Annotated in this window: 14 protein-coding genes and 1 tRNA gene; 7 read left to right on the top strand and 8 right to left on the bottom strand. The window is 72.7% G+C overall.

Annotation, left to right across the window (positions count from 1 at the left end):
- Both ASD19_RS15045 and ASD19_RS13830 read right to left on the bottom strand, forming a co-directional pair.
- Window positions 1–334 (bottom strand): DUF222 domain-containing protein (locus tag ASD19_RS15045; RefSeq protein WP_442922548.1); only part of this gene is annotated, 334 nt, incomplete at its 3' end.
- Window positions 335–650: 316 nt separating this feature from the next.
- Complete coding sequence (locus ASD19_RS13830) at window positions 651–944, bottom strand: SelT/SelW/SelH family protein (RefSeq protein ID WP_055993873.1); 294 nt, start codon at window positions 942–944, stop codon at window positions 651–653.
- Window positions 945–1071: 127 nt separating this feature from the next.
- Between ASD19_RS13830 and ASD19_RS14170 the strand changes: the two genes are divergently transcribed.
- The 5 genes from ASD19_RS14170 (at window position 1072) to ASD19_RS13805 (ending at window position 5716) form a co-directional block, all read left to right on the top strand.
- Entirely contained in the window at window positions 1072–1398 is a 327-nt protein-coding gene (locus tag ASD19_RS14170; RefSeq protein WP_082543204.1) for a heavy-metal-associated domain-containing protein, read from the top strand.
- A gap of 61 nt (window positions 1399–1459) precedes the next feature.
- Window positions 1460–3646 (top strand): heavy metal translocating P-type ATPase, encoded by a 2187-nt coding sequence (locus ASD19_RS13820; RefSeq protein ID WP_082543203.1) that lies wholly within the window; start codon window positions 1460–1462, stop codon window positions 3644–3646.
- A 24-nt stretch (window positions 3647–3670) separates the two neighbouring features.
- Entirely contained in the window at window positions 3671–4126 is a 456-nt protein-coding gene (locus ASD19_RS13815) for a DUF6153 family protein (protein ID WP_055993870.1), read from the top strand.
- 61 nt (window positions 4127–4187) lie between these two features.
- The gene (locus ASD19_RS13810; protein WP_055993867.1) at window positions 4188–4778 is read left to right on the top strand and encodes a DUF305 domain-containing protein; all 591 of its coding nucleotides are present in this window, start codon (window positions 4188–4190) and stop codon (window positions 4776–4778) included.
- Window positions 4779–4846: 68 nt separating this feature from the next.
- Window positions 4847–5716, top strand: coding sequence for a F510_1955 family glycosylhydrolase (locus tag ASD19_RS13805; RefSeq protein ID WP_055993864.1), 870 nt, complete (start codon window positions 4847–4849; stop codon window positions 5714–5716).
- 3 nt (window positions 5717–5719) lie between these two features.
- Here the strand turns inward: ASD19_RS13805 and ASD19_RS13800 are convergent, their stop codons facing one another.
- The 3 genes from ASD19_RS13800 to ASD19_RS13790 form a co-directional block, all read right to left on the bottom strand.
- Window positions 5720–6991: an ATP-binding protein gene (locus tag ASD19_RS13800; protein WP_055993895.1), complete on the bottom strand. Its 1272-nt coding sequence runs from the start codon at window positions 6989–6991 to the stop codon at window positions 5720–5722.
- 154 nt (window positions 6992–7145) lie between these two features.
- Window positions 7146–7221, bottom strand: a tRNA-Thr gene (locus ASD19_RS13795).
- 54 nt (window positions 7222–7275) lie between these two features.
- Window positions 7276–8235, bottom strand: coding sequence for a DsbA family protein (locus tag ASD19_RS13790; protein ID WP_055993861.1), 960 nt, complete (start codon window positions 8233–8235; stop codon window positions 7276–7278).
- Window positions 8236–8493: 258 nt separating this feature from the next.
- Here ASD19_RS13790 and ASD19_RS13785 point away from each other — a divergent pair, with 258 nt between their 5' ends.
- Entirely contained in the window at window positions 8494–9594 is a 1101-nt protein-coding gene (locus ASD19_RS13785; RefSeq protein WP_055993858.1) for an ABC transporter ATP-binding protein, read from the top strand.
- Between the two features lie 89 nt (window positions 9595–9683).
- Window positions 9684–10967 (top strand): DUF4032 domain-containing protein, encoded by a 1284-nt coding sequence (locus tag ASD19_RS13780; protein ID WP_055993855.1) that lies wholly within the window; start codon window positions 9684–9686, stop codon window positions 10965–10967.
- 24 nt (window positions 10968–10991) lie between these two features.
- Here ASD19_RS13780 and ASD19_RS13775 read toward each other — a convergent pair whose 3' ends face one another.
- The 3 genes from ASD19_RS13775 to cysS all read right to left on the bottom strand — a co-directional run bounded on the left by ASD19_RS13775 (window position 10992) and on the right by cysS (window position 14068).
- Window positions 10992–11633, bottom strand: coding sequence for an NAD(P)-dependent oxidoreductase (locus tag ASD19_RS13775; RefSeq protein ID WP_055993852.1), 642 nt, complete (start codon window positions 11631–11633; stop codon window positions 10992–10994).
- Window positions 11634–11712: 79 nt separating this feature from the next.
- Window positions 11713–12690: a 23S rRNA (guanosine(2251)-2'-O)-methyltransferase RlmB gene (gene rlmB / locus ASD19_RS13770; protein WP_055993849.1), complete on the bottom strand. Its 978-nt coding sequence runs from the start codon at window positions 12688–12690 to the stop codon at window positions 11713–11715.
- Window positions 12683–14068 carry a cysteine--tRNA ligase gene (gene cysS / locus ASD19_RS13765; RefSeq protein ID WP_055993846.1) on the bottom strand — a complete coding sequence of 462 codons (1386 nt, stop codon included), beginning with the start codon at window positions 14066–14068 and terminating at the stop codon, window positions 12683–12685. Before cysS ends, rlmB begins: the two co-directional genes overlap by 8 nt.
- Between the last annotated feature and the right edge of the window lie 69 nt (window positions 14069–14137).

Raw genomic sequence — 14137 nt, 5'->3', positions numbered from 1 at the left:
CCCGCGCAGCCAGCGCCTTGGTGCGATACGGGGTCGCCTTCTCCGCCAGCGGGAGGATCTCCGACTCGAACGCCGCCCGCACCGCATCCTCATCGAGGTCCGCACCAGCCTCCACGATCAGCTGCGCGTGCCGGGACGTGATCCGCCCCTCCCCGAGCGCCGCGTGCGTCGCCGGGAACCGCGTCACCATCGTGTGCGCGCGATCCATCCGGCCCTGCATCGCCCGCGGCGACTCCCTCGTCGCCAGCGCCAGCTCCGCCGCCATCGACCGCACCGGGAACTCGTACACGCTCGCATCCGGCATCCGCCCGATCTGATCGATCGCGATGCCCATCGCCTCCGCCTGCAGCGCCGCCTCCTCGGCNGACCGCACCGGGAACTCGTACACGCTCGCATCCGGCATCCGCCCGATCTGATCGATCGCGATGCCCATCGCCTCCGCCTGCAGCGCCGCCTCCTCGGCATCCAGCCCCGCCCGCTCCCCCCGGATCGCCTTCAACCGCTCCACGATCTCCCGCGTCCGCGACCGCTCAGCCGGGGTGAACTCCCACCCCGAGCTGTCCGCATCCGTGAACCGTCGCATGCCCCCATCATCCCACCACCCTCGGACATTCGTTCGAAGGTTGGGGGCACTGTGGAGAACGTCCTTCCTAGCGAGACCCGTCCGCCACGCGGTCGGAGTGGCCCAGCGACTTGCCGGGCGCGATGAGGTCGCGCACGCGGCGCTTGAGCTCGGCGATGTCCGGGAACCCGCCGTCGCGCTTGCGGTTCCAGACGTGCGCGTCGTCCACGTCGATCCGGAACACGCCCCCGGTCGCGGGCACCAGAGCCACCTCGCCGATCTCGGCCTCGAACGACTGCAGCAGCTCCCCCGCGTACCACTGAGCCCTGAGCAGCCAGCGGCACTGCGTGCAGTACGTGATGACGATACGGGGAGACGGCATGCGGCCAGGATCCCACAGCCCACGGGCCGAGGCCGCGGCGAGTCCGCAATCCGGCCAGCCGGTTCCAATACCCCCCTGGGGTATGTAGCATGGGTGTCGCCACCGCACATCGTCGAAGGGACACGTCATGGCGAAGGAAGCGATCGAGCTCGGACTCAAGGACGCGAACGCCGGATGCGCATGCTGCGCCACGGGCGCCGCGCAGGCCGCCGCTCCCGCCCAGGAGCCGGCCGCCACCACGACGCTACACGTCGAGGGCATGACCTGCTCGCACTGCGTCTCCAGCGTGACGGAGGAGCTGAGCGCCCTTCCCGGCGTCCAGCGCGTGTCCGTCGACCTGGTCGCGGGCGGCGTGTCGACCGTCACGGTCGACAGCGACGCCCCACTCGACGCCGACGCGGTCGCCGCGGCCGTGGACGAGGCCGGCTACACGCTCGCGGGCCGCTCCGCCTGATTCGCGGGGCCGGCGACGTCCCGCAACCCGCCGCCGACGGCGGCACCCTGAGGAGGTTCTCATGAACACGCAGGATCACCCGCACGACGACCATCACCACCACGAGGGACACGCCGGGGCGCACGGCGCCCGCGAAGCCGTCGCCGAGGCGCCCGCCGTGGACCACGCCGGTCACGGGCCCATGGATCACACCGACCACGGCACCATGGACCACGCCGGTCACGGGCCCATGGGCCACACCGGCCACGGCGATCATGTCGGGCGCTTCCGCCGCCTGTTCTGGATCATGCTGGCGCTCGCTGTGCCGGTGGTCGCGTTCTCCCCGATGTTCGCCATGCTGCTCGGCTACTCCCTGCCCGACGCGGCGTGGGTCGGCTGGGTCTCCCCCGTGCTCGGCACGGTGATGTACGCGTGGGGCGGCGCGCCGTTCCTCACGGGAGCGGTCGCCGAGCTGCGCGCCCGGCGGCCGGGCATGATGCTCCTGATCGGGCTGGCCATCACGGTCGCGTTCGTCGCGTCGTGGGGCGCGAGCCTCGGCATCCTGCACCACGAGCTCGACTTCTGGTGGGAGCTGGCCCTCCTGATCGCGATCATGCTGCTGGGTCACTGGCTCGAGATGCGCTCGCTCGCGCAGACCACCTCGGCGCTCGACTCCCTCGCGGCGCTCCTGCCCGACGAGGCCGAGCGCGTCGACGGCGATGCGGTGCGGACCGTCGCGCCAGCCGAGCTCCGGGTCGGCGACCTGGTCATCGTGCGCCCCGGTGGCCGCATCCCCGCCGACGGGCGCATCGCACAGGGCTCGGCGAGCATGGACGAGTCCATGATCACGGGCGAATCCCGCCCCGTGCGCCGCGGCGAGGGCGATCTCGTCGTCGCGGGCACGGTCGCGACCGACTCCGGCCTGCGCGTCGAGATCACCGCGATCGGCGACGACACCGCGCTCGCCGGCATCCAGCGGCTGGTGACCGAGGCGCAGCGGTCGTCGTCGCGCGCTCAGCGCCTGGCCGACCGCGCCGCCGGATGGCTGTTCTGGTTCGCGCTGATCGCGGGCGCGATCACGGCCGTCGTGTGGACGCTGCTCGGGATGCCCGACCAGGCCGTCGTGCGCACGATCACGGTGCTCGTGATCGCGTGCCCCCACGCGCTGGGGCTGGCGATCCCGCTCGTCGTGTCCATCGCGACCGAGCGGGCGGCGCGCGGCGGCGTGCTCGTCAAGGACCGCCTGGCCCTGGAGAGCATGCGCACGGTCGACACCGTGCTGTTCGACAAGACCGGCACGCTCACCAAGGGCGCGCCCGCCGTCACGGCCGTGCATCCGTCCCAGGGCACGGACCCCGACGCGCTGCTCGCTCTCGCGGCCGCAGCCGAGGCCGACTCCGAGCATCCGCTCGCGCGCGCGATCGTGCAGGCCGCCGCCGAGCGGTCGCTCCGCGTCCCCGGGGCCACGGACTTCTCGTCCTCGCCCGCGGTCGGCGTGCGCGCGGTGGTCGACGGCCGCGTGGTCCAGGTCGGCGGGCCTCACCTGCTCACCCAAGAGGGCGCGGGCGAGCTGCCGATCGCGGACGAGTGGCGCGCGGAAGGCGCGATCATCCTGCACGTCCTGGTCGACGGCGCGGTGGCGGGCGCCCTGCGCCTGGCCGACGAGGTCCGCGCCGAGTCCCGCGAGGCCGTCCGTGCGCTCCATGCCCGCGGCGTCCAGGTCGTCATGATCACGGGCGACGCCGAGGCGGTCGCGGCGGCGGTCGCCGCGGAGCTGGGCATCGACCGGTTCTTCGCGGGCGTGCGCCCCGAGGACAAGGCCTCCAAGGTCGGCGAGCTGCAGCGCGAGGGCCGCCGCGTCGCGATGGTGGGCGACGGCGTGAACGACGCTCCCGCGCTCGCGCAGGCGGACGTCGGCATCGCGATCGGCGCCGGCACGGATGTCGCGATCGCCTCCGCAGGCGTGATCCTCGCCAGCGACGACCCCCGGTCCGTGATCTCGGTGATCGAGCTGTCGCGCGCGAGCTACCGCAAGATGCGCCAGAACCTGTGGTGGGCCGCCGGCTACAACCTCATCTCGGTGCCCCTGGCCGCGGGAGTGCTCGCGCCGTTCGGCTTCGTGCTGCCCATGTCGGTCGGGGCGGTGCTGATGTCGCTGTCGACGATCGTCGTCGCGCTCAACGCGCAGCTCCTGCGCCGCCTGGACCTGCGCCCCGAGACCGTCACGTCGGCCGGCCGCGGATCGGCCGCCACGCCGGTGCGCTCGTAGGCTGATGTCGAGAGGAGGCGCGCGATGAGCCTGATGTCGCTGGGCCGGGCGCTGCGCCCGCGCGCGACAGCCGTCCGCGCCCTCCTCCTCGGCGCGCTCGCGGTCGTCGCGGTGCTCGTGGGCCTGCTCGGCATGCACGTGTTCAGCACCGGAACAACCCATCATGCGCCCGCCATCGCGCCGGAGACCTCCTCCAGCGCCGCCGCGCAGAGCGAGGCGCACGACACCGGGCACGACGCCGTGCACCGCACCCCGCAGGACGGGAGCGACGAGCCATGCGGCGACTGCGGCGGCACGCCGGACCCGATGACGCTCATGGCGTGTGTCCTCGCCCTGCTCGTCGCGGCGCTGGTGCTCTCGATCCGCCCCGCCTGGGTCTCCCGGGCGGTCCGCCCGGGGTCACCCCCGCCCTCCTCGGTCGCGGTGCCCGCGGAGCCGACCCCGCCCGATCTCACCATCCTCTCCATCAGTCGCACGTGACGGGCCTGCCCCCGCAGACCCCGGGCGCCGCGCGCCCTCGCCACGACCTGAGGAGAACACCATGAAGATCCGCACGCTCACCCTCGGGGCCGGCCTGCTGGCCGCCGCCCTGACGCTCGCCGGATGCACCGGCACCGGCACGACCGGCCACTCCGGCGGCCACTCGGCCTCGCCGGCGACCCCCGCGGCGTCCGCGGCGACGTTCGACGACGCCGACGTGGCGTTCGCGACCGGGATGATCGCCCACCACCAGCAGGCCGTCGACATGTCGGACCTGCTGCTGGCCAAGGACGGCGTCGACCCCGAGGTCGCCGCGCTCGCCGAGCGCATCAAGGCCGCGCAGGGACCCGAGATCGAGACCATGGAGCAGTGGCTCGCGTCGTGGGGTCACGACGCCGGGCACGGCGGCATGGACCACGGCGACGGCATGATGTCGGAGGATGACATGGCCGCGCTCGAGGAGGCGGCCGGCGCCGAGGCGTCGACCCTGTTCCTCGAGCAGATGATCGTGCACCACGAGGGCGCGATCGCGATGTCCGAGACGCAGCTGGCGGACGGCGAGAACCCGGATGCGCTCGCGCTCGCCGAGCGGATCATCGCCGACCAGACCGCCGAGATCGCCGAGATGCGGGGCATGCTCGACGCCCGCTGAGCCGTCGGTGGCCGCCTCCCCGGCGGCCACCGACGCCGCCCCCGTCCGTCCCGACCCGAAAGCCTCCCATGACTTCCGCCCCCGCCTTCGGGCGCGCCGCGCTCGCCATGATCGCGCTCACCTCCCTGCTGACCGCCTGCTCCCCCGCCGACGACCACGCGACCGCCCGCGCGCTCCAGCACATCCACGGCCTCGCCGTCGTCCCGCAGACCGGCGAGCTGGTCGTCGCCACCCACGGCGGCCTGTACCTGCTCGACCGCCTCGACAAGGACGCCGACCTGTCCGGCCCCATCGCCGGGAACGATTTCGACGCGATGGGCTTCACGATCGCGGGCGGCGCGTTCTACGCCTCGGGGCATCCGGGCGCGCACAGCCCCGATCACTTCGGAGCGGGCAATCTCGGGCTGATCCGCTCCGACGACCGCGGCGCCACCTGGCAGAACGTCGCGTTCCCGGGCGAGGCCGACTTCCACGACCTGTCCGTCAGCGACGTCGATCCCCGGCGCATCTACGTGAACGCCTTCGGCGTGCTCCATCGGTCCGACGATGCCGGCCGGACCTGGCGCGAGGGCATCGGCATCGACGCGTGGGACATCCTGGTCGCTCCCGGACTGCCCGACACCGTGTACGCCACAAGCTCGGGCGGGCTGCTCGTGAGCACCGACGCCGGAGCGACCTTCCGGCCGGTGCCGGGTGCGCCGAGGATGGGCCTCATCGCGGCCTTCGCCGACGGGCGCCTCGTGGGCACGGGGGTCGACGGGCGGATCGTCTATCAAGGCGCCGACGGCGAGTGGACGACCGGGCCCGAGTACCGCGGCACGAGCGGCGCCCTGACGACGACCCCCGACGACGGGATCGTCCTGGCGGATCAGCGCGGCGTGCTCCTGTCGACCGACCTGAGGAGCTGGGAGCGGCTGTTCGCACCGCCCGAGCACTGACGCTCAGGTCCGCGCGAGCAGCCGGGTGTCCTCCACGAACTCCGCGATGACCTCGGGCGAGACGGTCGCGCGGGTGGCGCGCAGCGCGTCGAGGTAGTCCTCGGTCGACTGCGCGGCGCCGTCGCCGCCCGCGAGCGCGCGCTCCAGGGCCTCCTGCGCCGCCTTGCGCGCCGCGAACTGGATGTCCGCGGGCGTGAGCCCCTCCGAGGCCCGCACCAGGGCCGCGATGTCGATGTCCTCCGCGGCCTCGGGGATGCTCCCGGCCCAGATCGCGGCGCGCGCCGCGTCGTCCGGGAGCCCGATCGGGATGACGTAGTCGAAACGGCCGTGACGCAGGAAGGCCGGGTCGAGCGCGCGGATGAAGTTGGTCGCGCAGATCAGCAGCCGGTCCGCCCGGTCGCGGAACTCCGGGATGATCTTGAGCAGCTCGTTCGTGACGCCCTGCAGCGGCGAGGGCGGGTCGCCCTGTCGGCGGGCCGCGATCTCCTCCACCTCGTCGATGAACACCACCGCGTGCTGCAGCTCGCCGATCCGCTCGAACGTCTCCCGCAGCCCGGCCGCGAGGCCGCCGGGCTCGGCCGCCAGCCGCGAGGGGAAGACCTCGACGAACGGCCACTCCAGCCGCGAGGCCACGGCCTTCGCGAACGTGGTCTTGCCGGTGCCGGGCGGGCCGAACAGCATCACGGCGCGGGGCGGCACGACGCCGTATCGGTCCGCGAGGTCCGGCTGGGCGAGCGGGATCACGAGGCGCCGCTCGAGCAGCGACTTCTCGAGCGTCATGCCCGCCACGGCCTCCCACAGCCCGCGCGAGAGCTGCCGGCCGCCGAGCTCGCGCAGCAGTGCCAGGTCGCGGCCCTGCACGGGGATGCGGCGCTCGGCGTAGCGCAGACTGGACTTCAGCTCGAAGCCCTGCGCGAGGAACGCGTCGAGGCCTGCGCCGGACTCCGGGATCAGCGCCGACATCTTGCCGAGGTCGTGCTGGGCGAGGCGCCGCTCGAGCGCGGACAGCAGCTGCGCGGCGACGCCGCCGCCGCGGTGCGCGGGATCCACGCCGACGTACACGACCCAGCCCTGCTCGTGCGCCGCGCGACCGACCGCGACGCCGATCACCTCGTCGCCGACGACGGCCGCGACGGCCTCGTCCTGGCGGAGGGACGCCAGCACCTCGGAGAGCCCGTACACGGGCTCGTACCCCTCGTTGAGGCCGATCTCCCAGAGACGGAGGAAGGCGTCGGTGTCGTCGTGGTGGAACTCGCGGATGTGCACGCGGGTCATGCGGATCACCCTTCGTCATTGAAGCGGGTCGTGGAGGACCGCCGACGCGACGGGGGTCGGCCCGACGCGGGGAACGGCCGCGACTCGGTGGGTGATCGAGTGCGTCGATGCTACCGGACGATCCGGCGCGGACCGACGCGCGAGAGGGGGAGTGTGGTGCCGGCTACCGGGTTCGAACCGATGACCCCCTGTTTACAAGACAGGTGCTCTACCAACTGAGCTAAGCCGGCGACTGTCCGCGAGGACCAGTCGAGCATACCGAGCGGGGCCGCGCCCCGGAGGGGTCACTCCCCCTCGGACTCGCCCTCGGGCTCCTCGGGCGCGGCGGTCTGGAGGTACGCCTCGCTGTCGACCGCGAGCAGGAACGCCGCGAACTCCTCGGGCTTGTCGAGCGAGCCGACGTAGGGCTCGCCGTTCACCAGGATCATGGGCGCACCCGTGAGCGTGACCCCGTCGGTGCCGGGCAGCGGCTCGTTGAGCGCGCGCTCGGTCGCCTCGCGGGCCCACGCGAAGTAGTCCTCGTCCTCGATGCAGGCGCGGACCGTCTTGGTGTCCTCGGCGCCGGTCGCGATCGCGCGGTCGGCGAGCTCCGAGTCGGCGTAGCCGTCGCTGTCGACCGCGGGCTGGTTGGTGAGCAGCTCGTGGTTGAAGGCGGGGAACGCCTCGGGCGCGTGCTCGAACACGCACGCGGCGGCGCCCGCCGCGCGCTGCGAGTACTTGGTGCCGTTGGACTTCGAGGTCAGCAGCGCGACCGGGTGGTACACCAGCTCGACGGCTCCCTGCTCGACCCACTGGGTCAGCTGCGCCTGGTTCACGCGCTGGAAGTCCCCCGCGCCCTGCGAGAGGTAGTCGACGTAGACGTGGATCGCGATCGGCTCGGCGCCCGGGGTCTCCTCGGGCGCCGGTGTCTCCGCGGGCTCCTCGGTCTGCTCGGCGTCGCGCTCGCCGGCCTGCAGCATCGCCTGGTCGACCACGACGCCGTCATGCACGAGACCCGTCGGGTTCTGAGTCGGGGCGGTCATCGTCGGAACGACCACGCTGGTCACCGCGAAGGCGATGGCCGCGACGGCGGCGACGACGGCCAGCACGATCGCCGACCGGCGCAGAACGCGGTTGCGCGACTGCCGCGCCTTGACCTGCTGCGCCTTCTCGCGGACGGCCTCACGACGGCCGCGAGAATCGTCCTCTCGCGGGTCCGCTGCGGGGCCGGATGCGGGCGTCTGGCCCGTCTCGTCGCTCGACATGCAACCTCTCGAAGGTGGATCAGGTCAGCCGCAGAGCGCGGCGACAACGCCCTCGATGCTAGTCAGGGCGGCTGGGAGAAACCCAGACGGGACGGCCATCCCGGGAGGCCCGCGGGTCGCGCGACACGCCCGGCGCACGGCACCGCGCCCGGGGCATGCCATACTGATCCAGACCCAACGGCGGGTCTGCGGCGGCTGCGGCCGTCGCATCCATCACTACGGATCGTCCGGCACGTACCTGCCGGTGAAGGAGAAGAAATGGCCTCGGTCACTTTCGACAACGCCACGCGCCTCTACCCGGGCGGCACGCGTCCCGCGGTCGACAAGCTGAACCTCGAGATCGGCGACGGCGAGTTCCTCGTCCTGGTCGGCCCCTCGGGCTGCGGCAAGTCCACCTCGCTGCGCATGCTCGCCGGCCTCGAGGAGGTCAACGACGGTGCCATCCGCATCGGCGACCGCGACGTCACGGACGTCCCGCCGAAGGACCGCGACATCGCGATGGTGTTCCAGAACTACGCGCTGTACCCGCACATGACCGTCGCCGAGAACATGGGCTTCGCGCTCAAGATCGCCGGCGTCAGCAAGGACGAGCGCGCCAAGCGCGTGCAGGAGGCGGCCAAGCTGCTCGACCTCGAGCCCTACCTGAACCGCAAGCCGAAGGCCCTCTCGGGTGGTCAGCGTCAGCGCGTCGCCATGGGCCGCGCGATCGTCCGCGAGCCGCAGGTGTTCCTCATGGACGAGCCGCTGTCGAACCTCGACGCCAAGCTCCGCGTCCAGACCCGCACGCAGATCGCGTCGCTCCAGCGCCGCCTCGGCGTCACCACGGTCTACGTCACGCACGACCAGACCGAGGCCCTCACGATGGGCGACCGCATCGCGGTGCTGAAGGACGGCATCCTGCAGCAGGTCGGCACGCCGCGCGACCTGTACGAGAAGCCCGCCAACGTCTTCGTCGCCGGCTTCATCGGCTCGCCCGCCATGAACCTGTTCCCGGCGGAGATCGCCGAGGGCGGCGTCCGCTTCGGCACCAAGGTCGTCGGCGTCCAGGCCGGCTCGCTGGCCAAGGCCCACGGCTCGGAGGTCACCATCGGCGTCCGCCCGGAGGACATCATCGTGTCGCCCGCCGACGGCCAGGGCCTCCAGGTCGTCGTCGACCTCGTCGAGGAGCTCGGCGCCGACGGCTACCTGTACGGCCACTCGGAGATCGAGGGCAAGCGCACCGACATCGTCGCGCGCGTCGACGGCCGCGTCCACCCGCACGCGGGCGAGACGGTCGTCCTGGCGCCGCGTCCGGACCACGTGCACGCGTTCGACCTCGAGACCGGCGAGCGCCTGACGCCCGCGGTCCACGCGGACTGACCCCTCGCGATCCCGGCGGCGCGGGCGGATCCTCGGATCCGTCCGCGCCGTCCCGCTTTCCCGCCCCCGTCCCCGTCCCCTGGAGAACCGTGTCGGAGTCCCTGCACATCACGGCGGCCGAGTTCGACCCGCAGCTGCTCACCCTGCCCTGGAGCACGCGCCTCGAGGACTGGCCCGCCAGCGCGATCGTCAAGCTGCCCAAGGGCATCTCGCGCCACGTGGTGCGGTTCAGCGAGCTGTCGGGGCATGTCGTGGCGGTCAAGGAGACCACCGCGGCCATGGCCCAGCGCGAGTACGAGATGCTCGGGAGCCTGCACCGGCTGGATGTGCCGTGCGTGCGCCGCGTCGCCGTCATCGCGGGCCGTGCGACCGAGGACGGCACTCCCCTGCCGGCCGCGCTCGTGACCGCGCACCTGCAGTTCTCGATGCCGTACCGCGCGCTCTTCACGCACGCGCTGCGCCCGGACACCGCGACGCGCCTGGTGGATGCGCTCGCGCTGCTGCTCGTGCGCCTGCACAACGTCGGCTTCTACTGGGGCGACGTGTCGCTGTCCAACACGCTGTTCCGGCGCGACGCGGGCGCGTTCGCGGCGTATCTCGTGGACGCCGAGACCGGCGAGCTGCACGAGAACGGGCTCACCGACGGCCAGCGGGAGCACGACCTGGACCTCGCCCGCACCAACATCGCGGGCGAGATCATGGACCTCGCCGCCAGCGGCCGCCTCGAAGGCGGCGTCGACCCCATCGCGGTCGCCGACGGCATCGTGTCGGCGTACCGCGCGCTGTGGCGGGCGCTGCACGAGCAGCAGACCTTCTCGGTGAGCGAGGCGTGGCGGATCACGGAGCGGGTGCGCCACCTCAACGAGCTGGGGTTCGACATCGACGAGATGGCCATCCAGACCACCGGCGACGGCACGCGCGTGTCCATTCAGCCGAAGGTCGTGGACGCCGGCCACCACACGCGGCGGCTCATCCGCCTCACGGGCCTCGACGTCGAGGAGAATCAGGCGCGCCGCCTGCTCAACGACCTTGACGAGTTCCGTGTGCGCTCCGGGCGCTCGGAGGACGAGGAGGAGCTCGCCGCGCACGAGTGGCTGACCGAGGCCTTCGAGCCGGTCGTGAGGGCCATCCCGTTCGAGCTGCGCGCCAAGCTGGAGCCCGCCGAGGTCTACCACCAGGTGCTCGAGCACCGGTGGTTCCTGGAGGAGAAGCGCGAGGCCTCCGTGCCCCTCGCGGAGGTCCTGACGAGCTACATCGGCGACGTGCTGCGCCACCGCCGCGACGAGGCCACGATCATGGGGCCGCTGACCGAGACGCTCACGGCGCCCACGGGGACCCTGTCGCCGGAACGCGACTGGCGCGACCTCGTCTGAGGCCGCGCCAGTGGCGAGGTCGGATCAGTAGCCGACCGTGAAGTTCGTGCGGCGGTGGCGCGGGTTCTCGATCTCGTCGACGACCGCGATCGCGAAGTCGTCGCCCGAGATGTAGGACTGGCCGTCCTCGCCCGTCACGAGCACCTCGCCGCCCGTGCGGTACGAGCCGGTGCGCTCGCCGGGCGCGAAGCCGCCGAAGCCCGCGGCCGGGTGCACGAAGAACCAGTCGAGGCCCTCGTCCGACGCCTTCAGGTCGTCGAGCACGCCGATCATCTCGAGCGCCTCGGGCTTGAACTCGTCGGGGAAGGACCCCGCATCGACCAGGCGGGGGCCGCCCTCGGCCACCAGGCTGCCGCCCGCGCCGCCGATCACGCCGAGGCGGGTGCCCTCCGGCAGAGCCTCCGCGAGCTGCGCGATGCCCCCGCGCACGCGCCCCTCCATGTCGCCGCGCGGCGCCACGGTCACGACGACCGCGTCCACGCCGACGAGCTCCGCGGCGAGGCTGGTGGCGTCGAGCAGCGAGCCCTCGAGGTAGGTCACCCCCGGGACGCGGGTGGACGGCACCTTGCGGGCGACCGAGACGACGGTGTGGCCGCGCTCCGCGGCCTCCTTCACGATGTGGCCGCCGGCGTAGCCGGTGCCTCCGATGACGGCGATGCGGGCCATGAGCTCCCTTTCCTCGGGGTGGATGTTCCGAGCACTGCAACCGGGTGGATGGATCCGTGATTCCCGGCCGCTCCGGAGACTACTCCTGCGCCGCCCGGACGGTGGCGATCTGGTAGAGCGCGACCGACGCGGCGATGCCGGCGTTGAGCGACTCGGTCGCCGACGAGATCGGGATCGAGACGATCTGGTCGCAGGTCTCGGTGACCAGGCGCGACAGTCCCTTGCCCTCGCTGCCCACCACCACGACGACCGGGCGGTCGGCGAGCGCGAGCTGCGGAAGCGACACGTCGCCGCCGCCGTCGAGCCCGAGCACGAACACGCCCTGCTTCTTGAAGTCCTTCAGCATGGACGTGAGGTTCGTCGCCATCGCGACCGGGATGCGGGCGGCCGCGCCGGCGCTGGTCTTCCAGGCGCCGGAGTTCATGCCCGCCGAGCGGCGCTGCGGGATGATCACGCCCTGGCCGCCGAACGCGGCGGTCGAGCGGACGATCGCGCCGAGGTTGCGCGAGTCGGTGACGCCGTCCAGCGCCACGAGCAGCGGCGTCCGACCGCTCTCGATGATCTCCTCGAGCAGATCCTGCGGGTGCGCGTACTCGTACGGGGGCACCTTGAGCGCGACGCCCTGGTGCACGCCGTCGAAGCCCGCCATGCGGTCGAGCTCGGGGCGCGTCACCTCGAGCATCGGGATCTCGCGGTTCTTGGCGATCGCGAGCATCTCCTTGACGCGGTCGTCCATCTCCACGCGCTGGGCGATGTAGAAGGCCGTCGCGGGGATCTTGGCACGCAGCGCCTCGAGCACCGAGTTGCGGCCGGTGACGAACTCGATGTCGCTGTCCCCCTTGGCGCGCGGCGCGCGCGTGGGCTTCTGCGTCTGGCCGCGCTTCGCGGCGAGACGCTCCGCGGCCTGCTTGCGCTTGTGGGCCACGTGATAGACGCGGTCCTCGGCCTTCGGGGTGGGCCCCTTGCCCTCGAGCGCCTTGCGGCTGTGACCGCCGGTGCCCTTGACGGGGCCCTTCTTCTTCCCGCGGCTTGCGCCGGGGCGGCCAGGCTTAACCATTGATACTCCAGACTGTTCCGTCAGTTGTGTCTTCGAGGGCGACGCCCGCGGCCGCGAACAGGTCGCGGATGCGGTCGGCGCTCGCCCAGTCCTTGGATGCGCGGGCCTCGGCGCGCTGCGAGATCAGCGCGTCGACGAGCGCCGCGAGCGCGGCGTCCGACCGCGACGCGCCCTGCTCCGCCGCGACCGCGTCGAGGCCGAGCACGCGGACCATGGCGGCCACGCCGTCATAGGCGGCGCGCAGGGCGTCGCGGTCGCCCGCGTCGAGGGCCGTGTTCCCGGCCCGCACGACGTCGTGCACCACGGCGAGCGCCTGGGGGATCCCGAGGTCGTCGTCCATGGCGGCGCCGAACGCCTCGGGGACGTCGGCGGCGGCATCCGGGTCTCCCAGCGTGCGCGCGGCGCGCTCGAGGAAGCCCGTGATGCGCTCGAGGGCCGAGGCGGCCTCGTCGAGCGCGCGATCCGAGATGTCGAGGTTCGAGCGGTAGTGGGCGGCGGCCAGCGCGTAGCGGATGACGGGCGCGGGACGCCGCTCGAGCAGGTCGGCCGCGAGCGTGAAGTTGCCGAGCGACTTCGACATCTTCTGGCCCTCGACCGTGACGAGCCCGTTGTGCACCCAGAAGCGCGCGAACGCGTCGCCCGCGGCGGTCGACTGGGCGATCTCGTTCTCGTGGTGCGGGAAGCGCAGGTCGAGGCCGCCGCCGTGGATGTCGAACTCGGGTCCGAGGTACCGGCGGGACATCGCGGAGCACTCGATGTGCCAGCCGGGGCGGCCCGGGCCCCACGGGGAGTCCCACGTGGCATCCGCGGGCTCGTCGGGCTTGGCGCCCTTCCACAGGGCGAAGTCACGCGGGTCGCGCTTGCCGCGCGGATCCGCGTCGGCGGCCGGCTCCATGGCGTCGAGCGACTGGCGCGTGAGCGAGCCGTACTCCGGCCACGAGCGCACGTCGAAGTACACGTCGCCCGCCGAGGCGTACGCGTGTCCGCGCTCGATCAGTCGCGCGATGATCTCCTGCATCTGCGGGATGGACGCGGTCGCGCGCGGCTCGTACGTGGGAGGGAGGATGCCGATCGCGGCATATGCCGCGGAGAACTCCTGCTCGACGCGGTACGCCAGGGCCCACCAGGGCTCGTCGGGCGTCGCGTTGTCGAGGACCTTGTCGTCGATGTCGGTGACGTTGCGGACGAGCGTGACGCGGCCGAAGCGGTGCGCGAGCCAGCGCCGCAGCAGATCGAACGCGAGCGCTCCGCGGAGGTGACCGACGTGCGGGCCCGACTGCACGGTGGGGCCGCACACGTACATCGTCACGTTCCCGGGGATGAGCGGGACGAAGTCGCGCAGGGCCTGGGCGCGGGAGTCGTAGATGCGGACGGTCACGCGTCAAGCCTAGGACGTGCGGGATGGGAAACCCCCGGTGTCGCGGCGACCTCGTGGCGCGGGGAGCGG

It is taken from the genome of Microbacterium sp. Root53 (assembly GCF_001426925.1).
GTDB lineage: Bacteria > Actinomycetota > Actinomycetes > Actinomycetales > Microbacteriaceae > Microbacterium.
Note: the sequence above shows the minus strand (reverse complement) of the source record. Positions and strands in the feature narration are given on the sequence as shown.

Coding starts and splice junctions, on each gene's coding strand:
- ASD19_RS13815 (WP_055993870.1), top strand. CDS start 3,671: ATGAGCCTGATGTCGCTGGGCCGGGCGCTGCGCCCGCGCGCGACAGCC.
- ASD19_RS13810 (WP_055993867.1), top strand. CDS start 4,188: ATGAAGATCCGCACGCTCACCCTCGGGGCCGGCCTGCTGGCCGCCGCC.
- ASD19_RS13830 (WP_055993873.1), bottom strand. CDS start 944: ATGCCGTCTCCCCGTATCGTCATCACGTACTGCACGCAGTGCCGCTGG.
- ASD19_RS13775 (WP_055993852.1), bottom strand. CDS start 11,633: ATGGCCCGCATCGCCGTCATCGGAGGCACCGGCTACGCCGGCGGCCAC.
- ASD19_RS13805 (WP_055993864.1), top strand. CDS start 4,847: ATGACTTCCGCCCCCGCCTTCGGGCGCGCCGCGCTCGCCATGATCGCG.
- ASD19_RS13785 (WP_055993858.1), top strand. CDS start 8,494: ATGGCCTCGGTCACTTTCGACAACGCCACGCGCCTCTACCCGGGCGGC.
- rlmB (WP_055993849.1), bottom strand. CDS start 12,690: ATGGTTAAGCCTGGCCGCCCCGGCGCAAGCCGCGGGAAGAAGAAGGGC.
- ASD19_RS13820 (WP_082543203.1), top strand. CDS start 1,460: ATGAACACGCAGGATCACCCGCACGACGACCATCACCACCACGAGGGA.
- ASD19_RS14170 (WP_082543204.1), top strand. CDS start 1,072: ATGGCGAAGGAAGCGATCGAGCTCGGACTCAAGGACGCGAACGCCGGA.
- ASD19_RS13800 (WP_055993895.1), bottom strand. CDS start 6,991: ATGACCCGCGTGCACATCCGCGAGTTCCACCACGACGACACCGACGCC.
- ASD19_RS13790 (WP_055993861.1), bottom strand. CDS start 8,235: ATGTCGAGCGACGAGACGGGCCAGACGCCCGCATCCGGCCCCGCAGCG.